The organism is Pseudomonas sp. HAR-UPW-AIA-41 (assembly GCF_002304225.1).
Classification (GTDB): Bacteria; Pseudomonadota; Gammaproteobacteria; order Pseudomonadales; family Pseudomonadaceae; genus Aquipseudomonas.
The window spans coordinates 27,055-45,852 of sequence record NZ_NSLB01000009.1; the positions used below are offsets into that span (position 1 = coordinate 27,055).

13 protein-coding genes and 1 pseudogene are annotated in these 18,798 nt (G+C 62.5%); 9 read left to right on the forward strand and 5 right to left on the reverse strand.

Annotation, left to right across the window (positions count from 1 at the left end; all coding sequences use genetic code 11):
* Positions 1-390: 390 nt before the first annotated feature.
* The 3 genes from CK486_RS15170 to CK486_RS15180 form a co-directional block, all read right to left on the reverse strand.
* Positions 391-1,023 carry a TetR/AcrR family transcriptional regulator gene (locus CK486_RS15170; protein ID WP_095941154.1) on the reverse strand — a complete coding sequence of 211 codons (633 nt, stop codon included), beginning with the start codon at positions 1,021-1,023 and terminating at the stop codon, positions 391-393.
* A 64-nt stretch (positions 1,024-1,087) separates the two neighbouring features.
* The gene (locus tag CK486_RS15175) at positions 1,088-2,140 is read right to left on the reverse strand and encodes an extracellular solute-binding protein (protein WP_095941155.1); all 1,053 of its coding nucleotides are present in this window, start codon (positions 2,138-2,140) and stop codon (positions 1,088-1,090) included.
* 324 nt (positions 2,141-2,464) lie between these two features.
* On the reverse strand, positions 2,465-3,844 hold the full coding sequence (locus tag CK486_RS15180; RefSeq protein WP_095941156.1) for a glutamine synthetase family protein: 1,380 nt from the start codon (positions 3,842-3,844) through the stop codon (positions 2,465-2,467).
* Positions 3,845-4,121: 277 nt separating this feature from the next.
* Between CK486_RS15180 and CK486_RS15185 the strand changes: the two genes are divergently transcribed.
* The 8 genes from CK486_RS15185 (at position 4,122) to CK486_RS15220 (ending at position 13,744) form a co-directional block, all read left to right on the forward strand.
* Positions 4,122-4,874 carry a gamma-glutamyl-gamma-aminobutyrate hydrolase family protein gene (locus tag CK486_RS15185; protein WP_095941157.1) on the forward strand — a complete coding sequence of 251 codons (753 nt, stop codon included), beginning with the start codon at positions 4,122-4,124 and terminating at the stop codon, positions 4,872-4,874.
* A 91-nt stretch (positions 4,875-4,965) separates the two neighbouring features.
* Positions 4,966-6,324 carry a glutamine synthetase family protein gene (locus CK486_RS15190; RefSeq protein WP_095941158.1) on the forward strand — a complete coding sequence of 453 codons (1,359 nt, stop codon included), beginning with the start codon at positions 4,966-4,968 and terminating at the stop codon, positions 6,322-6,324.
* 92 nt (positions 6,325-6,416) lie between these two features.
* Positions 6,417-7,790, forward strand: a complete 1,374-nt coding sequence (locus CK486_RS15195; protein WP_095941159.1) for an aspartate aminotransferase family protein — start codon at positions 6,417-6,419, stop codon at positions 7,788-7,790.
* A 118-nt stretch (positions 7,791-7,908) separates the two neighbouring features.
* Positions 7,909-9,006 carry an extracellular solute-binding protein gene (locus CK486_RS15200; RefSeq protein WP_095941160.1) on the forward strand — a complete coding sequence of 366 codons (1,098 nt, stop codon included), beginning with the start codon at positions 7,909-7,911 and terminating at the stop codon, positions 9,004-9,006.
* Between the two features lie 366 nt (positions 9,007-9,372).
* Positions 9,373-10,515: a polyamine ABC transporter ATP-binding protein gene (gene potA, locus CK486_RS15205; protein WP_095941161.1), complete on the forward strand. Its 1,143-nt coding sequence runs from the start codon at positions 9,373-9,375 to the stop codon at positions 10,513-10,515.
* A 23-nt stretch (positions 10,516-10,538) separates the two neighbouring features.
* Complete coding sequence (locus CK486_RS15210; protein ID WP_176481727.1) at positions 10,539-11,420, forward strand: ABC transporter permease subunit; 882 nt, start codon at positions 10,539-10,541, stop codon at positions 11,418-11,420.
* On the forward strand, positions 11,417-12,277 hold the full coding sequence (locus tag CK486_RS15215; RefSeq protein WP_095941163.1) for an ABC transporter permease subunit: 861 nt from the start codon (positions 11,417-11,419) through the stop codon (positions 12,275-12,277). Before CK486_RS15210 ends, CK486_RS15215 begins: the two co-directional genes overlap by 4 nt.
* Positions 12,278-12,394: 117 nt before the next feature.
* On the forward strand, positions 12,395-13,744 hold the full coding sequence (locus CK486_RS15220; RefSeq protein ID WP_095941164.1) for an amino acid permease: 1,350 nt from the start codon (positions 12,395-12,397) through the stop codon (positions 13,742-13,744).
* Here the strand turns inward: CK486_RS15220 and CK486_RS15225 are convergent.
* Both CK486_RS15225 and CK486_RS15230 read right to left on the reverse strand, forming a co-directional pair.
* Positions 13,731-15,215 carry a M20 family peptidase gene (locus CK486_RS15225; RefSeq protein WP_095941165.1) on the reverse strand — a complete coding sequence of 495 codons (1,485 nt, stop codon included), beginning with the start codon at positions 15,213-15,215 and terminating at the stop codon, positions 13,731-13,733. The genes CK486_RS15220 and CK486_RS15225 overlap by 14 nt on opposite strands.
* A gap of 44 nt (positions 15,216-15,259) precedes the next feature.
* A pseudogene (locus tag CK486_RS15230) lies at positions 15,260-17,640 on the reverse strand (penicillin acylase family protein).
* A gap of 116 nt (positions 17,641-17,756) precedes the next feature.
* On the opposite strand from CK486_RS15230, the gene CK486_RS15235 reads away from it, so the two are divergent.
* Positions 17,757-18,779: an AraC family transcriptional regulator gene (locus CK486_RS15235; protein ID WP_095941166.1), complete on the forward strand. Its 1,023-nt coding sequence runs from the start codon at positions 17,757-17,759 to the stop codon at positions 18,777-18,779.
* The last annotated feature ends 19 nt before the right edge of the window (positions 18,780-18,798 follow it).

Sequence of the window (18,798 nt, forward strand, 5' to 3'; positions counted from 1 at the left end):
CAGGATGGATCGGGTGCGTCGTGTGCAACCCGGCAAGTTTGGGAGGCGGCGATGTTAGAGGCCACGAGTCATTTTGCTGGCTTGCGCTGCAGCGTTGGCATCGCCATCCGAGGAGCAAGTCATCTGGTTCGCGTCCACGGCGAGAGTGCGATACATGGAACACCTCTTCGGAGCTGAAACCGGAGCTGACTGAAGGTAGCAGACATAGCTTGGGCCTGTCGGTCTCCGGGCTGGTTGTCAGACGATGAGCAATTTATAGTCGATAAAAATCGGTATTGGAAGTCTTTTTGTCGATTTATATCGACAAAAATATCAGTATCCAATGGCTCTTGAGTGCTAGACGCAAATTAGGCCGATGTTTGTCGATTTTTTGTTGTCGGATGCTGCGCCTCAGCGAGGCTGCGGCGGCAGGTGCGGGGGGAGGTACAGTGACAGGTAGGCATCGAATACGCGCAGGCCTTCCTCGGCCAGGCGCGGGGTGATCAGGCCGAACTGTTGCACAGAGCGCGCATAGACACGGTCGCCCAGCTCCAGAGCCAAGGCAAATACGTCGATATCTTCCGGCAATGGGGGCAGTTGGAAGTAGTGGGCAAACAGCGCCTGCATCTGTCTGCCGAGTTGGTCGTCATGCTGTCGGTCTGCCTGGGTGACTTCCGCAAGGCCGTGGCTGGCGAGAATCAACTGGCGGGCAGCCGGGTCCTGCTCGTAAACGCGCAGCATGCGCTGTTCGATCAGGCGCGAAAGGTCGCGCCAGCTGCGCAGACTGTTGGCGTCTATGGGTTGCGCCAGGCAATCACGGAAGGCTGCGTGCACGGCGGCAGTGAGGCCCTGCAGTAAGGCCGGCACGCTGGGAAAGAAGTGGTACAGCGAAGAGGGTGGAATGCCAGCGCGCTCGGCCACGCTGTAGATCGACAGGCTGGCCACACCTTCTTCGGCCAGTTGGCTGCGTGCCGCCTCAAGAATCTGCTGAATGCGCGCTTGGCTGCTGGCGCGCGGCTTGCGGGCGATTGCGGGGCGCGACATGACGATCTCCGAGCTTCGAGGTGGCGCTATTGGACGTCATGCCGCTGCCCGCGGCAAGAGGGGGTCACGGTGTACCTTTGAACTCGTCCCACACTTGTTGCTTGACCACTTCCAGTTTGTCCGGCAAAGCCTCTGGGGCAAATAGTCGACGCTTGGTGGTATTCACCTGAGCCAGTTGTTGCTGAAGGTTGGCATCCATGAACTGGATGGCGTCCTTGTTCGGGTTGGGATAGAGAACCTCACCGGAGGTGAGGGCTGCGACCTTGGGTTGCAGCAGGTAGTTGATGAAACGGTGGGCCAGGTCTGCACGCTTGCTGCTGGTCGGGATTGTCATATTGTCGATGAACAGTGCCGACCCTTCGTCCGGAACAATAAAGCTCACAGGCTGGCCTGCGTCGGCGGCTGCCAGTGCGTCGCCTACCCAGGCGAATGCGACACATAGTTTGCCGTTAGCCAGATCGGCGATGTAGCGCTCGCTATCGATGTAACGCAGGTTGGGTCGCAGGCTGGCGAGAGTTTCTCCGGCACGCTTGAGCTGTTTGGGGGAGCTGTGGGCAAGGTTGCGTCCCTGATAGTTGAGCAGAACGGCCAAGGCCTCGTTGCTGGAGTCGATCATGGCGATACCGCAGCTGGCCAGTTTCCCGCTTATGGCCGGATCGAATAAGAGATTCCAGCTGGAGGGGACTGGGCCGCCAAGTGCCGCTTCTGCCTGTGGCACATTTACCGCCAGGCCGACGGTACCCCATAGATAGGGCACGGCATAACGGTTCTGTGGGTCGAAGGCTGCCAGTTTGCTGAGAATGGCTTTGTCCAGGTGCTGGCGGTTGGGGAGCAGGCTAAGGTCCAGGGGTTGCAGGCGACCTGCTCTGATCAGGCTGGGCAGGCTGTCGTGGGAAGGTACGGCGACGTCTATGACTGTTCCGTTTTGCAGCGCTTCTTCAAGTTCTTCAGCGGTGCTGAAGGTGCGGTACTCGACACGGATGCCGGTATCTTTCTCGAACTCCTTGAGTACTTGCGGAGCGATGTAGTCGTTCCAGTTCCAAACCTGTATGACATCTTCGGCGTGGCTCAGGGCCGGGCACAGCAGCAACAAGAGCGGGGCAAGCAAACGGCGCATTTCAGCCTCCAGTGATCGATACGCGGCCATGACGGTCTTACGCCAGGCGCAGCGCTGGACAAAAAGAATGGCAGGGTGGTCTGTCGCCCCCGGCTAACGGCCAGGTGGCTTTCTGAATAACGTGGCGCGACTCAGATTCCTCCGCGGCGAAGGTGCTGAGGCTGGTGCCGTAAGTGACGAGCGAGGCCGCCAGGCGAGTGGGGCATCGCGATCTCCTTGGTGCATGACCGATTTTCGGCCGGCCGTTCTCGCAACCCGCTGATCGGGCAGTGTCTTTATTACTCGGTTAAAGCAACGCCGGCGCGAGGCCGGCGTTGCAGTGACTTACACGGTGTGCAGGTACCAGTTGTATTCGAGGTCGGAGATGGTGGTCTCGAACTCTTGCAGCTCGGCTTCCTTACAGGCGACGAAGATGTCGATGTAGTCCGGGCTGATGTACTGGTTGAGCACTTCGCTTTCGTCCAGCTCGCGCAGGGCGTCGCGCAGGTTGTTCGGCAGGCTTTGCTCCAGCTGCTCGTAGGAGTTGCCTTCAATCGGCTCGCCTGGTTCGATCTTGCTGGTCAGGCCGTGGTGAATGCCGGCGAGGATGGACGACATCATCAGGTAGGGGTTGGCGTCGGCACCGGCTACGCGGTGTTCGATGCGCACGGCGTCAGGACTGCCGTTCGGTACGCGGACGGCAACGGTGCGGTTGTCCACGCCCCAGCTCGGCGCATTGGGCACGTAGAACTGCGCGCCAAAGCGGCGGTAGGAGTTGACGTTGGGGCAGAGGAAGGCCATCGAGGCCGGCATGGTTTCCAGTACGCCGCCGATGGCGTGGCGCAGGCTGGCGCTCTGCAGCGGGTCGTCAGTGGCGAAGATGTTCTTGCCGGTTTTCTTGTCCAGCAGCGAAATATGGACGTGCAGCCCGTTACCCGCTTGGTTGGGGTAGGGCTTGGCCATGAAGGTGGTGTCCATCTCATGGTCGTAGGCGACGTTCTTGATCAGGCGCTTGAGCAGCAGGGCGTAGTCACAGGCCTTGATCGCGTCGTTGACGTGATGCAGGTTGACCTCGAACTGCGCCGGGGCGCTTTCCTTGACGATGGCGTCGGCAGGAATGCCTTGCTCCTTGGCCGCTTCGAGGATGTCCTGCAGGCAGTCGGCGTATTCGTCGAGGTCGTCGATCAGGTAAACCTGAGTCGACTGCGGGCGCTTGCCGGACATCGGCGAACGCGGCGGCTGCGGACGGCCGTTCACGTTTTCCTGGTCGATCAGGTAGAACTCGATTTCGAAGGCGGCGCAGATGGTCAGGCCGAGGTCATCGAACTTCTGCACGATCTGCCGCAGCACTTCGCGCGGATCGGCAAAGAAGGGCTGGCCGTCGAGCTCGTGCATGGTCATCAGCAGCTGCGCGGTCGGGCGTTTCTGCCACGGCTCATTGCACAGAGTGCCAGCGATCGGGAAACAAATGCGGTCGGCGTCGCCGATGTCCAGGCCAAGACCTGTGCTCTCGACGGTAGAACCATTGATATCGAGGGCGAAGATGGATGCGGGTAGGTTGATGCCTTTGGCATAGACCTTGTGCAGGCTAGCGCGCTCAATGCGCTTGCCGCGAACGACGCCGTTCATGTCGGCAATAAGAAGGTCGACGAATTGGACCTCAGGATGTTCCTTAAGGAACTCATTCGCTTCGTTCAGCGTAACGGCACTGGAGGGTACCGACATGATGCAACACCTTTTTTGTTAAAAATTTCAATCATGCAAGCGCATGGGTGTGAGTCAATCTCAAACACTACGGCCTGTCAATAGCCGGTCATTTTGCCCTAAAACGGGGCGGTGGCGCCAGTTTTGGGGCATTTTTACCCTGTGGACAGTCTGCTGCAGGGAGCGTGCACTGGGGTGTTGCAGGAGGCGTGTTCAATTTTTTACAGGGTGGTTGTGTAAAAATTTGAACAGGGTTAATCTCGGGGCAACCCACCAACATCAATAAAACGGGTGTTCCATGGCTCGCCTGCCATTAATAGGTGTGACCGCCTGTACTAGGCAAATTGGTCTGCACCCTTACCATATCGCTGGTGACAAGTATGTCCGTGCCGTCGTTGTCGGCGCGGCTTGCCAGCCGCTGGTGATTCCGGCTCTGGGCGAGTTGCTTGATCAGGACACCCTGCTCGACAGTCTAGACGGCTTGCTCTGTACTGGCTCGCCGTCAAACATCGAACCCCATCATTATTCTGGTACCGCCAGTGACCCGGACTCTCACAGTGATCCGGCGCGCGACAGCACCACGCTGCCTCTGATCCGCAAGGCGATCAGTGCCGGTATTCCGCTGCTGGGCATATGTCGCGGTTTTCAGGAAATCAATGTGGCATTCGGCGGAACTCTGCATCAAAAGGTGCATGAGGTTGTCGGCATGCTTGATCATCGCGAGCCGGCAGAGCAACCGGTAGATGTGCAATACGCTCCCCGTCACGCGCTGCAGGTGCAGCCCGGTGGCGTTCTCGCTGGCCTCGGCTTGCCAGCGCAGATAGAAGTCAATTCGATTCATGGCCAGGGCGTTGCACGTCTGGCGCCGGGCCTTCGTGTGGAAGCTCTGGCGCCTGACGGGTTGGTGGAAGCCTTCTCTGTCGAGGGTGCACAGAGCTTCGCGCTTGGGGTGCAATGGCACCCGGAATGGCAAGTGCAGTCCAACCCGAATTATCTCGCCATCTTCCAGGCCTTTGGTGAGGCTTGCAGGAAGAGGGCGGGGCAACGCTGAGTAGGTGAGCACCCGGCAAGCGGCGAAACTTCCAAGTTTCGCTAGGCTTTAACCGGTCCGCAGTAGCCGCTCTATAAACCCTGAGGTCTTTATGACTACCAAGCTCGACCAGCTCACCAGCTGGCTGAAAGAACGCAAAATCACCGAAGTTGAATGCTTGATCAGCGATTTGACTGGTATCGCGCGCGGCAAGATTGCGCCGACCAACAAATTCCTGGACGAGAAGGGCATGCGCCTCCCCGAGAGTGTGCTGCTGCAAACCGTTACCGGCGACTATGTCGATGACGACATCTATTACGAGCTGCTGGACGAGGCGGACATCGACATGTTCTGCCGCCCCGACCAGAACGCCACCTTTGTGGTGCCCTGGGCGCTTGAGCCGACGGCGATGGTGATCCATGACACCTTCGACAAGCAGGGCAACCCGATCGAACTGTCGCCGCGCAACGTCCTCAAGAAAGTCCTGAAGATGTATGCCGACAAGGGCTGGCAGCCGATCGTGGCGCCGGAAATGGAGTTCTACCTGACCAAACGCTGCGCCGACCCGGACTTCCCGCTGGAAGCCCCGGTAGGCCGTTCCGGTCGGCCGGAAGTGGGTCGTCAGAGCTTCTCCATCGACGCGGCCAACGAGTTCGACCCGCTGTTCGAGGACGTCTACGACTGGTGCGAGGCGCAGAACCTCGACCTCGATACGCTGATTCACGAAGACGGCCCGGCGCAGATGGAAATCAACTTCCGTCACGGCGACGCGCTGCATCTGGCTGACCAGATCACCGTGTTCAAGCGCACCATGCGCGAGGCCGCGCTCAAGCACGACGTGGCGGTGACCTTCATGGCCAAGCCGATCACCGATCAGCCGGGCAGCGCCATGCACATCCACCAGAGCGTGGTGGACATCAAGACCGGCAAGAACCTGTTCTCCAACGCCGACGGCACCATGAGCGAACTGTTCCTGCACCACATCGGCGGCCTGCAGAAGTTCATTCCGGAGCTGCTGCCGCTGTTCGCGCCCAACGTCAACTCGTTCCGCCGCTTCCTGCCCGACACCTCGGCGCCGGTGAACGTCGAGTGGGGCGAGGAGAACCGCACCGTGGGTCTGCGCGTGCCGGAAGCCAGCCCGCAGAACCGTCGGGTGGAGAACCGTCTGGCCGGTGCCGATGCCAACCCCTATCTGGTACTGGCGGCATCCCTGCTGTGCGGCTTCATCGGCATGGTCGAAGGCATCAAGCCTGGCGCGCCGGTGAAGGGTCGTGGTTACGAGCGTCGCAACCTGCGCTTGCCGGTCACCATCGAAAGCGCTCTGGAGCGTATGGAGGCCTGCAAGGAAGGTGAGAAGTACCTTGGCGAGCGTTTCATGCGTGCCTACGTGGCGGTGAAGCGTGCCGAGCATGAAAACTTCAAGCGTGTCATCAGCTCCTGGGAGCGTGAGTTCCTGCTGCTGTCCGTTTGATCCGGTGGCCGGAGCGGGTGATCCCCACTCCGGCCAACCTCTCTTTTGGCGGTGCCGAACCCCCGGCTCGCACGACATAGGTAGTAGTTGAAATGAGTAACGCAGTGAACAACCCGAAAACCCTTGAATGGCAGGAGATGAGCCGCGCCCACCACTTGGCGCCGTTCACTGACTACAAGCAGCTGCATGAAGTTGGGCCGCGCATTATCACCAAGGCAGAAGGTGTTCACCTGTGGGACAGTGAAGGCAACAAGATCCTCGACGGCATGGCTGGTCTGTGGTGTGTGGCCGTTGGTTATGGCCGCGAGGAGCTGGTTGAGGCTGCCAGCAAGCAGATGCGTGAGCTGCCGTTCTACAACACCTTCTTCATGACTGCCCACCCGCCGGTGCTGGAACTGGCCAAGGCCATTTCCGACGTGGCTCCGGAAGGCATGAATCATGTGTTCTTCACTGGCTCCGGCTCCGAAGGCAACGACACCATGCTGCGCATGGTCCGCCACTACTGGGACCTCAAGGGCAAGCCGGAGAAAAAAGTCATTATCAGCCGGATCAACGGCTACCACGGCTCCACCGTTGCGGGCACCAGCCTGGGCGGCATGGCCGGCATGCACAAACAGGGCGACCTGCCGATCCCGGGCATTGTGCACATCCCGCAGCCTTACTGGTTTGGCGAGGGTGGCGATATGACTCCGGACGAGTTCGGCATCTGGGCCGCCGATCAGCTGGAAAACAAAATTCTCGAAGTCGGCGAAGACAAGGTCGCCGCCTTTATCGCCGAGCCGATTCAGGGCGCCGGTGGTGTGATTATTCCGCCGGATACCTACTGGCCGCGCATCCGCGAGATCCTCGCCAAGTACGACATTCTGTTTGTGGCTGACGAAGTGATCTGTGGCTTCGGTCGTACCGGCGAGTGGTTCGGTAGCGATTACTACGGCAACAAGCCGGATCTGATGACTATCGCCAAGGGCCTGACCTCCGGCTACGTGCCGATGGGCGGCCTGATTGTCAGCGACAAGGTGTTCCAGGTGATTAACGAAGGTGGTGACTTTAACCACGGCTTCACCTACTCCGGTCACCCGGTGGCAGCGGCAGTAGGTCTGGAAAACCTGCGTATTCTCAAAGAAGAAAAGATCATTGAACGGGTCAAGAGCGAAACGGCACCGTACTTGCAAGCACGACTGCGTGAACTGGCTGATCACCCGCTGGTGGGTGAAGTTCGTGGCGTGGGCATGCTCGGTGCGATCGAGCTGGTGAAGAACAAGGCAACTCGCGAACGTTACCCGAGCGATATGGCTGCCGGCATGGTTTGCCGTGGCTACTGCTTCAGTAACGGTCTGATCATGCGCGCCGTGGGCGACACCATGATCATTGCTCCGCCTCTGGTCATCACCAAGCAAGAAATCGATGAGTTGGTGGAGAAAGCGCGTATGTGCCTCGACCTGGCTTATCGTGATCTGCAGGGTTGAGCCCTAGGCTAGACCTTGCGAGACTCTGCGCCAGTGCGTTGGCCAGGCTCACCGGGAGGTGCCGCAGTTAGGCTGCGCGCCTTTCCGGATTAATTAAAAAACAATTGGAGCTCTACGCATGAAGAAGATGATTGGCAAGACCGCCCTCGCTCTTTCCGTCGCCGCCTCCCTGGTTGGTGCCGCTCAGGCGGAAGACAAGGTTGTACATGTGTACAACTGGTCGGACTACATCGCTGAGGACACCGTGGCCAACTTCGAGAAGGCCAGCGGTATCAAGGTGGTTTATGACGTCTTCGACTCCAATGAAACCCTCGAAGCCAAGATGCTCACCGGCCAGTCCGGCTATGACGTCGTGGTTCCGTCCAACCAGTTCCTCGCCAAGCAGATCAAGGCCGGCGTGTTTCAGAAGCTGGACAAGTCCAAGCTGCCGAACTGGAAGCACCTTGATCCGAATCTGATGAAGTCGCTGGAAACCGCCGATCCGGGCAATCAGTACGCTTTCCCCTACCTGTGGGGCACCACCGGTATCGGTTACAACCCGGATAAGGTCAAAGCTGCCCTTGGCGTAGACACCATCGACTCCTGGGAAACCGTGTTCAAACCGGAAAACATGGCCAAGCTGAAAGAGTGTGGCGTGTCCATGCTCGATGCGCCCCAGGAAATCATGGCCGCCGCTCTGCACTACCAAGGCCTGAATCCGAACCCGACTAATCCTGCGGATGTGGCCAAGGCTGAAGAAGCACTGATGAAAGTGCGTCCCTACATCACCTACTTCCACAGCTCCAAGTACATCTCCGACCTGGCTAACGGCAACATCTGCGTGGCCGTCGGCTGGTCCGGTGACGTGTTCCAGGCTCAGGCCCGTGCCGAGGAAGCCAAGAACGGCGTGAAAGTCGCCTACACCATTCCGAAAGAAGGCGCTGCCGCGTTCTTCGACATGATGGCGATTCCGGCGGATTCGAAGAACAGCGATGCCGCCCATGCCTTCCTGAACTACATCCTGACTCCGGAAGTGATCGCGCCGGTTTCCAACTACGTGGCCTACCCGAACGGCAACGCCACTGCCACACCGCTGGTGTCGGAAGAAATCCGTACCAACCCGGGTATCTACCCGACTGCCGAAGCCAGCAAGAAGCTTTACACCTTTGCCGAGCAGTCGCCGAAGGTGCAGCGCGCGATGACTCGCAGCTGGACCAAGATCAAGTCCGGCAAGTAACTGTGTGACCCGGTTGTCGGCCTGCTGCGCCGGTCGGCAACCTCCGAATGCATGACCGCGTGGGCTTTGAGCCGGCGTGGTTGGCCAGCAGCGCTGGCCAGGCGGGCATCACCTGCTGTGAGGGCGCAATGCGTCCGCCAGGAACCGCCAGATTTTGATGGAGCAAACCGGCGACACAAGCCTGTCGCCATCCCCGTGTGGGGGAGGGGGGATGTGTCTGGCAGTGTGCCGGACGATTTCCCGAAGGTATCGATGCGGCGGCCTTTCCGGATTGGGGGCCCTGCTGGACAAAACACCTAGGGTCGCGGGCGGCCCTCAACGACAAAAGGCGCGGCCTTTAGGCCTGTGCACAGTGGGAGTGTGGTAATGGCAATAGCCTCCGGTGCTTACAAAAAAGCCCTCACCGGCGACCAGCAGCCTAAAGAGGTGCTGGTAAAAATCGACCGGGTGACCAAGAAGTTCGACGAGACGGCGGCAGTGGATTCGGTATCCCTGACCATCAACAAGGGCGAGATCTTCGCTCTGCTCGGCGGTTCTGGTTCGGGTAAATCGACTCTGTTGCGCATGCTGGCCGGATTCGAGCGGCCAACCGACGGTCGTATCTACCTCGATGGTCAGGACATCACCGATCTCCCGCCCTACGAGCGGCCGATCAACATGATGTTCCAGTCCTACGCGCTGTTCCCGCACATGAGCGTGGAGCAGAACATCGCCTTCGGTCTCAAGCAGGATGGCCTGCCCAAGGACGAGATCGACAAGCGCGTGGCCGAGATGCTCAAGCTGGTGCACATGACCCAGTACGCCCGCCGCAAGCCGCACCAGCTCTCCGGTGGTCAGCGTCAGCGTGTGGCCCTGGCCCGTTCCCTGGCCAAGCGTCCCAAGCTGCTGCTGCTCGACGAGCCGATGGGTGCGCTGGACAAGAAACTGCGTTCGCAGATGCAGCTGGAACTGGTGGAAATCATCGAGCGCGTGGGCGTGACCTGCGTGATGGTGACTCACGACCAGGAAGAGGCCATGACCATGGCCGAGCGTATTGCCATCATGCACCTGGGCTGCATTGAGCAGATCGGCAGCCCGGTGGACATCTACGAAACCCCGATCAATCGCCTGGTCTGCGAGTTCATCGGCAGCGTCAACCTGTTCGAGGGCGAAGTGGTCCAGGACATGGAAGACCACGCGGTGATTGCCTGCCCTCAGCTGGAGCGTCCGATCTATGTCGGCCACGGTGTGAGCACCTCGGTGGAAGACAAGCGCGTAACCTACGCCCTGCGTCCGGAAAAGCTCTGGGTGACCACCGAGCAGCCAACCGACGAAAACAACTGGTCGGTAGGCAAGGTTCAGGACATTGCCTACCTCGGTGGCCATTCGGTGTTCTACATCGAGCTGCCCAGCGGCATGGTGGTACAAGCTGTGATGACCAACGCCGAGCGCCGTGGTACCCGCCCAACCTGGGGTGATCAGGTCTTCGTGCACTGGGAAAACGACAGCGGAGTGGTACTGCGGTCATGAGCAAAAGCACCCTGAAACGCTTCCTGCCGAGGGGGCGGCACTTCGTGATCGGAGTGCCATTCTTCTGGCTGTTCCTGTTCTTCATGCTGCCGTTCTTCATCGTACTGAAGATCAGCTTTGCCGAAGCGGACGTGGCCATCCCGCCCTACACCGAAATCTGGAGCTGGGTGGATAACCAGATCTCGCTGGTGCTCAACCTGGGCAACTATCTGCTGCTGACCGAGGACGACCTGTACGTTTCGGCCTACCTCGGTTCGCTGAAGATGGCGGCAATCAGCACCCTGCTGTGTTTGCTCATCGGCTATCCGATGGCCTATGCCATCGCCCGTGCCGACAAGGAAATGCAGACGGTGTATGTGCTGCTGATCATGATGCCGACCTGGACGGCGATCCTCATCCGCGTTTACGCCTGGATGGGTATCCTCAGTACCAACGGTCTGCTCAACGGCTTCCTGATGCATCTGGGGCTGATCAGCGAGCCGCTGCAGATCCTCAACACCAACGTCGCGGTGTACATCGGTATCGTCTACTCGTACCTGCCGTTCATGGTGCTGCCGCTGTTCGCCAACCTGGTCAAGCACGACCTGACCCTGCTGGAGGCTGCGGCCGACCTGGGTTGCCGCAATATCGCGGCGTTCTGGAAGATCACCGTGCCGCTGTCCAAGAACGGCATCATCGCCGGCAGTATGTTGGTGTTCATTCCGGCGGTGGGTGAGTTCGTGATTCCGGAACTGCTCGGCGGCCCGGAGACCCTGATGATCGGCAAGGTTCTGTGGCAGGAGTTCTTCAACAACCGCGACTGGCCGGTGGCGTCTGCCCTGGCGGTGATCATGCTGGCCATCCTCATGGTGCCGATCATCTGGTTCAACCGTAACCAAGCCAAGGAACTGGAGGGCAAGGTATGAAGCGCTACAGTTTCTCCAATATCATGCTCTGGGCAGGCTTGCTGTTCATCTACCTGCCGATGGTCATCCTGGTTATCTACTCGTTCAACGGCTCCAAGCTGGTGACCGTGTGGGGCGGCTGGTCGGTGAAGTGGTATGCCGGTCTGCTCGACAACAGCCAACTGATGGGCGCTGTGATGCGCTCCATCGAGATTGCTTTCTACACCGCCATCGCGGCAGTGGCGCTGGGCACACTGGCGGCCTTCGTGCTGACCCGTATCCCGCGCTTCAAGGGCCGCACCCTGTTCGGTGGTCTGGTCACCGCGCCGCTGGTAATGCCCGAGGTGATCACCGGTCTGTCGCTGTTGCTGCTGTTCGTGGCCATGGCGCAGATCATCGGCTGGCCAGCCGAGCGTGGTGTGCTGACCATCTGGATCGCCCACACCACTTTCTGCTCGGCCTATGTGGCGGTGGTGGTGAGTTCGCGCCTGCGTGAACTGGACCTGTCCATCGAGGAAGCGGCCATGGACCTCGGCGCCAAGCCGTGGAAGGTGTTCTTCCTGATCACCATCCCGATGATCGCTCCGTCTCTGGCGGCGGGCGGCATGATGTCCTTCGCCCTGTCGCTGGACGACCTGGTGCTGGCCAGCTTCGTTTCGGGCCCGGGTTCGACCACCCTGCCGATGGAAGTGTTCTCTGCCGTGCGTATGGGTGTGAAGCCGGAGATCAACGCGGTGGCCAGCCTGGTGCTGCTGTCGGTGTCGTTGTTCACCTTCTTCGCCTGGTACTTCAGTCGTCGTGCCGAGGAGCGCCGCAAGCGCGCCATCCAGCAGGCCATGGCCGAGGAAGCGGTGTCCTGGCAGCAGAAAGCCGCCTGATCCGCCTCCCGCTCCGATCAACAACCCCGCCTGCTGGCGGGGTTGTTGTTTGTGGGCATTGCATGAGCCCCTGCCTGGCGGCCTACACTGCAGCCAACCGACTCAAGGAATGCGTCTATGGCTGTGCAACCGTCGTCTGCTCCCTCCGCCAAGGGGCTTGGCCTGATCGCCTGTACCGCGCTGGTGGTGGGCAACATGATCGGCTCGGGAATTTTCCTGCTGCCGGCCTCGCTGGCCTCCTTCGGCCCCATTTCTCTGGGGGGCTGGTTGCTGACCTCCTGCGGTGCGCTGGTGCTGGCGATGCTGTTCGGGCGCCTGTCGCAGCTGGTGCACAAGACCGGCGGCCCCTATGCCTACACCGAGGCCGGTTACGGTGAGTTCGCCGGATTTCTGATCGCCTGGGGCTACTGGATTACCCTGTGGACCGGCAACGCGGCAGTGGCCGTGGCGCTGGCCGGTTATGTGGGGTTTCTGGTGCCGGCCATCGGCGAATCCTCCGGGTACAGCCTGCTCACCGCGCTGGCGGCCATCTGGCTGCTGACGCTGATCAATGTGCGCGGGGTGAAGGAGGCCGGTGCCGTGCAGGTGCTGACCACCGTGCTCAAGCTGGTGCCGCTGCTGCTGATCGGCGTGCTGGGCTGGTGGTGGGTGGAGCCGGGCAATTTCGCGGTGATCAACCGCAGCGGCCAGTCCGACCTGGCGGCGATCTCGGCGGCCGCAGCGATCACGCTGTGGGCCTTCCTCGGCCTGGAATCGGCCACCGTGCCGGCCGGTGAAGTGGTCGATCCGGCCCGCACCATTCCGCGGGCGACCCTCTTTGGCGTGCTGCTGGCGGCCAGCGTGTACATGGCGGTGTCGGCGGTGACCATGGGCGTGCTGCCGGCCGAACAACTGAGCGCTTCGAGTGCGCCGCTGGCCGATGTGGCTCGACTGATGTGGGGCGACGTCGGCGGTGTGCTGGTGGCGGTGGGGGCGGTGATCGCTACCTTCGGCACCCTCAACGGCTTCACTCTGCTGACCGGTCAGGTGCCTTACGGTGCAGCGCTGGACCGGGTATTCCCGCACAGTTTGGGCCATCTGTCGCGCTTCGGCACGCCGGCCAATGCACTGGTCTTTTCCAACCTGCTGGCGTCGATTCTGGTGGTGATGAATTTCGCCCACGGTCTGGTGGGCGCCTTCAACGCCATCATCCTGCTGGCGGTGATGGCCAGCCTGGTGCCCTACGCATTCTGCGCGCTGGCCGAGCTGATGATCCGCCTCAAGGGCGAGGACGGCCTGCAGGGCGCGGCGTTGCTCAAGGTCAGCCTGCTCGGCGGACTGGGCTTTCTCTACAGTGGCTGGGCCATCTACGGCGCCGGTGCCGAGACGGTGTATCTCGGCACCCTGCTACTGCTGGCCGGCATCCCGGTGCATGTATGGATCAAGTGGGGCAACGACCGCGCCGACCGCCGCGCTACTCGCCCGTGAGGCTGCCCAGCAGGCGGTAGTAGAAGCCGGCCGCGTTGGCCAGGGTGGTGATGGCCACCCGCTCGTTGTCGCCATGCATGCGCGCCAGATCGCCCGGCTCCATCAGCAGCGGGCTGAAGCGGAAGATGTTGTCCGACAGCCCTTCGTAGCTGCGCGAATCGGTGCCGCCGACCGTGAGGTTGGGCGCCACCAGGGTATTGCCGAAGCTTTGCCGGATGACCTCGGCGAACTGCCGGAAGGCCGCGCCCTGCGCATCCGAAACCTTTGACGCTTCGCGGCCGCCGGGCATTGCCTGCACGGTCACCAGCGGGTCGTTCACGGCCTCGCGCAGGTGGGCGAGAACGCTGTCGATGCTGTCACGCGGGTGCAGGCGCAGGTTGATAATGGCGCGCGCCTCGGACGGCAGCACGTTCTCCTTCACGCCGCTGCGCAGCAGCGTCGGCGCCAGGGTGGTCTGCAGCTGGGCCGCGCCGGCCGGGCTGGCGCTCATCTGCTGCTCCACCAGTGGCGCAAACAGCCACAGGTTGGCGAACACCATCCGATAGCCGAACGACTGGGCGGGGCTGACGCTGTCCAGCAACTGCCGCGTCGGACCCTCCAGGTCGCGGGAAAAGGGCTTGGCGGCGATGCGTTGCAGGGCCTGGCTCAGGCGCCCTACGGCGGTTTCGGCAAAGGGTTGCGGCTGCGAGCTGTGCCCGCCCTGCGCCTTGGCCTTGAGCAGCACGCTCAGATAGCCCTTTTCGGCGATACCGACGACGGCCACATCCTGGCTGACGCCGGGCACCTGGCCGCGCACGATAAAGCCGCCTTCGTCGTTGACCCAGGCCAGTCGCTGGCTTTGTGCCTTGAGCTGAGCCGCCAGGCGGCGGTTGCCCGAGCCGCCGATTTCTTCGTCATGGCCGAAGGCCAGGAGCACGTCGCGTGGCGGCGTGAAACCCTGAGCCAGCAGGGCCTCGCAGGCTTCCAGCATGGCCACCAGCGAGCCCTTGGTGTCGATGGCACCACGGCCCCAGACATAGCCCTCGGCGATGACCCCGGCGAAGGGCGGGTGCGTCCATTGCGCTTCGCTGCCCGGTACCACCGGCACCACGTCCTGGTGGGCCATCAGCAACACGGCCGGCAGCTGGCGGTTCTGCCCCGACCAACGCAGCAGCAGACTCTGGCTGCCGGTCTCTTCCATCTGCAGCTGCTGGCTGACGCGCGGGTAGCGCTCGGCCAGCCACTGACGCAGGCCGGCAAAGGCGGCCTGACTGGCTTCCAGCTGGGCTGCCGGCGCGCCGATCTGGTGGGAGATGGTCGGCAGGCGAATGGCGGCGGCCAGGCTCTCGGCGGCGCGCTGGGCATCGATCGCCGCAGGCAGCTGAACGCTGTCGCGGTTCAACCGGGCTTCCGGCAGCAGTAGGGTGCGGCCGACCAGCACGCAGATGAGGATCAGAAGGGCCGTCAGCAGCATCAGCAACAGGCGTTTCATGGCATTTCTCAGGCGCAGCAGGCGCCCGTGGGCGCCTGCGGTGTTTAACGGGCAGGTTGCAGGGTCAGTTCGCTGCGGCTGTGGCGGGCCACGTCGGCTTCGGCGTTGTGCATCGGCTGGTACTCGCCGCGGGCATAGGCTTCGGCCTGGTCGCGGTTGTGCGCATCGAAGAGCACGCCGCTTTGCCCTACCGGATTGATGCCCAGGCTGCGGCTGGCGTCCGCCAGGTCGATCAAGCGCCGGGTCGAGGGGCCGTAGACCACGCTCCAGGGCGCCGGGCCAACCTTGTGCGAGAGGTTGTTCGGCGTTTCATGGCCGCCCGGTACGGGCAGCGGGCCGACATTGAATACCTTGTCCAGCGGCGGCTGCAGGCCCAGCGGATGGCCGTGGGTGAGGCTGTGGGCCTTGCCCCACTGCCACTGGCTGCGGTCGGTACCCAGCACCGTATCCAGATGCGCGAGGCTGGCCTGCCAGGCGCGCTTGATGATGGCGGGGCGGTCTTCGCGGTCAGTGCTGTTGCGCTGATCCCACCAGGGCGACTGTGCGTCGGCGGCCAGGCGGGGCAGGGCGCTGTCGAGCACGCGGGTGTAGAGCAGGTTGTCGAAGAAGGCATCGCCCAGTTCGTCGAGCATGGCTTCGCGCGCCAGCTGGTAGACCAGCTGGTTGAACAGTGTCGCGGGGCGTGAGTCGAGGTGGTGATCGCCGTCCCAGGCGGCCAGTTCTTCGACCAGCGCCTGTTCGTCCGGCGTGCCGGCGGCAGCGCGCAGGTCGCCCAGCAGCGGCTCCAGCAGGCGTTTGGCATAGCCGCTGCCGTTATCCAGCTGCAGGGCCTGACTGTTGTTCAGGTCCCAACGGACGTTTGGTTTGGCCAACTGGTCGTCAAGCTGACGGGCGCGGTCGGCCAGGTTGTAGTAGCCGGGGATGGCGATACCGCTGGCCGGGGTCGGCTGATGATTGGCCGATACGATGTAGCCGCGTGGCGGATTGAGTTCCTGCGGGTTGGCGCTGAACGGGTAGTAACCCGGCTTGTCGGCCTCGCCGCTGGCGCCGTCGAGGATGAAGTTCGGGTTCACCCCGGCCGGTCGTTGCGGCAGCTTGGCGGCGGCCCACCAGGCGATGTCGCCCGCAGCATTGGCCCAGACCACATTGAGGCCGGGGGCCTCGATCTTCTCGGCGGCAGCGGCGCCTTGGCTGCGGTGTCGGCGCGGTTGAGCTGGTAGAAGGCGTCGAGAATCGGGTTCTCGGTTTCCAGGAAAGCCCACCACAGAGCGATCGGCGTCTGCCCCTTGGGCGTGGGCAGGGCGTCATTGATCAGCGGGCCGTGGGGCGAGCGGCGCAGGGCCAGTTTCACATCGGCCTCGCCCTTGACCTTGATGATCTCCTCGCTGTGTTCGAGGTTCACCCACTGGCCCTGGTACCAGACCTGATCGGGGTTGTCCGGGTTGACCTTCTCGGCAATCAGGTCGAGGTCGTCGTTCTGGAACATGGTGATGCTCCAGGCGAACTGTTCGTTGAAACCCAGTGAGGCCGTGGGGTTGAGGGCCTGGAAGTGGCCATAGAGTTTGAAGTCCGGCGCCTCCAGCTGGGCCTCGTACCACACCGCCGGGTTGGCGAAGCGGATATGCGGGTCACCCGCCAGCAGTGGTTTGCCGCTGGTCGTGCGGCTGCCGGCCACGGCCCAGGCATTGCTGCCCTCGAACTGCGGCAGGCCGGCGGCGCTCAGGGCCTGGTGGCTGAGCTGAGCCAGGCTGTTCAGGTCACGCCAGTCGGCGGTAGCCAGCGGCTGGCTGAGCACGCCCTCGGGGTGCCAGTCGAGGTCGAAGACCTTCAGGTAGTCGGCGCCCAACTGATCGCGGATCTGCGTCAGCACCGGCTCGGTGCGGAAGGCGGCGGCGAAACTGTAGGCCATGTAACCGGCCACGGCCATGGTGTCTTCGGCGGTGAAGGGACGTTTGGGAATGCCGAGGATGTCGAACTCCAGCGGCGCCGGGTGGCTGGCCTGGTACTGGTTGATGCCGTCCAGGTAGGCCTGCAGGGCCTGAACCGGCGGGCTGTTGGGGTCGACCTTGGCCACATAGCGGCGGGCATGCTCACGCAGGCGCAGGGTGCGGAACAGGCGGTCGGTGTCGACCAGCTTGCTGCCCAGTACCTCGGCCAGTTCGCCATTGGCCAGACGGCGGATCATCTCCATCTGGAACAGGCGGTCCTGGGCATGCACGTAACCCAGTGCGCGGTACATGTCGGCCTGATTCTGCGCGCGGATATGCGGCACGCCGCGCTCGTCGTAGCGCACGCTGACCGGCGCCTGCAGCTGGCTGAGCGTTTGCTCGCCCTCGCGTTGGGGTTGCTTGCTCTGCAGATACCAGGCGCCACCGGCGGTGGCGGCGGCAATGGCGATGGCCAGGACGGACAGCGTGCGTTTCATCGGGATGCGCCTTGTCAGTTTTTATTGTGCCGCGATTGTGCGGGTTGGTTGTGGTGCTGGCATTGACATTAAAAACGCAAAAGCAAGATATTTGGTCAATTCACAAGGAAGCCGCCATGCTCGACGACGTTGCCGGCCTGACTCATTCCGGCGTGCTGCGCCGGCTGCTTTACGAGGGGCTGGAAAGCCTCGGTCTGGACCCGGTGCAGATCTACCGGCAGGCCTACCCGCACCTGCCCCTGTCGCCGCCGAACAGTCAGGAGCGGCGTCCGCACGACATGGCGCCGTACTTCTGGCAGGCCCTGCCGGCGCTGAGCGGCGACGCCGATATCGGCCTGCACCTCGGCGAGGTGATGCGCCCGCGCCCGCTGGATGTGGTCAGCTACCTGCAGCAGGCCAGCCGCGACCTGCAGGAAGCGCTGGAGGTGTTCGTGCGTTACCAGCACATCATTTCCGGAGGCTTTGCCGCCGGCCTGCGCGTGGAAGGCGACAGCGCGGTGCTGATCCTCGATCTGGACTACCTCGGTCATGGCTCCCTGCGTCAGCAGATGGAGTGTCTGGCGCTGCTGTTCTGCAAGCACCTGCAGCAGTTGTGCGAGGGGCAGTTCCAGCTCACGGCGGTGACCTTCCGTCATGCCGCGCCGGCCCGCACGGCCGAGCACCGCCGGCTGTTCGGCCTGCTGCCGCAGTTTGCGGCCAGCCACGATGCCCTGTGGTTTCCCGCGGCATTGCTCAGCCGGCCGTCGCGCAATGCCGCGCCGGCAATCTTCGCGGTGCTGCGCGCCCATGCCGATGCGCAGCTGGCCGAGCTGCAGGGCAATACCCTGCGCAACCGCGTGCTGTACTGGCTGGCCTGTCAGCTGGGACAGGGTGAATGCAGCCTGGCCGCCTGTGCTGCGGCGCTGGGGCAGGAGCGCGTGGCCCTGCAGCGCAGCCTGGCGGCTCAGGGGCAGGGTTTCCGTCCGCTGCTCGATGAGGTGCGCCGGCAGCGCGCCCAGCAACTGTTGCTGCAGGGGCTGAGCATTCGCGAGGTGGCGCGCGGCTGCGGCTTCGTCGAGCTGTCGCCGTTCTACCGGGCTTTCCGCCGCTGGTGGGGCTGCACTCCGCAACAGCTAAAGCGCCAGCATGCGGCCGGCTGACGCGTGCCGGCCAATCTGT

What these genes read in the sequence shown, in the direction of transcription:
- CK486_RS15195 (WP_095941159.1), top strand. Translation starts at nt 6,417, where the DNA reads ATGAGTAACGCAGTGAACAACCCGAAAACCCTTGAATGGCAGGAGATG.
- CK486_RS15190 (WP_095941158.1), top strand. Translation starts at nt 4,966, where the DNA reads ATGACTACCAAGCTCGACCAGCTCACCAGCTGGCTGAAAGAACGCAAA.
- CK486_RS15215 (WP_095941163.1), top strand. Translation starts at nt 11,417, where the DNA reads ATGAAGCGCTACAGTTTCTCCAATATCATGCTCTGGGCAGGCTTGCTG.
- CK486_RS15235 (WP_095941166.1), top strand. Translation starts at nt 17,757, where the DNA reads ATGCTCGACGACGTTGCCGGCCTGACTCATTCCGGCGTGCTGCGCCGG.
- CK486_RS15200 (WP_095941160.1), top strand. Translation starts at nt 7,909, where the DNA reads ATGAAGAAGATGATTGGCAAGACCGCCCTCGCTCTTTCCGTCGCCGCC.
- CK486_RS15185 (WP_095941157.1), top strand. Translation starts at nt 4,122, where the DNA reads ATGGCTCGCCTGCCATTAATAGGTGTGACCGCCTGTACTAGGCAAATT.
- CK486_RS15220 (WP_095941164.1), top strand. Translation starts at nt 12,395, where the DNA reads ATGGCTGTGCAACCGTCGTCTGCTCCCTCCGCCAAGGGGCTTGGCCTG.
- CK486_RS15225 (WP_095941165.1), bottom strand. Translation starts at nt 15,215, where the DNA reads ATGAAACGCCTGTTGCTGATGCTGCTGACGGCCCTTCTGATCCTCATC.
- CK486_RS15175 (WP_095941155.1), bottom strand. Translation starts at nt 2,140, where the DNA reads ATGCGCCGTTTGCTTGCCCCGCTCTTGTTGCTGCTGTGCCCGGCCCTG.
- potA (WP_095941161.1), top strand. Translation starts at nt 9,373, where the DNA reads ATGGCAATAGCCTCCGGTGCTTACAAAAAAGCCCTCACCGGCGACCAG.
- CK486_RS15170 (WP_095941154.1), bottom strand. Translation starts at nt 1,023, where the DNA reads ATGTCGCGCCCCGCAATCGCCCGCAAGCCGCGCGCCAGCAGCCAAGCG.
- CK486_RS15180 (WP_095941156.1), bottom strand. Translation starts at nt 3,844, where the DNA reads ATGTCGGTACCCTCCAGTGCCGTTACGCTGAACGAAGCGAATGAGTTC.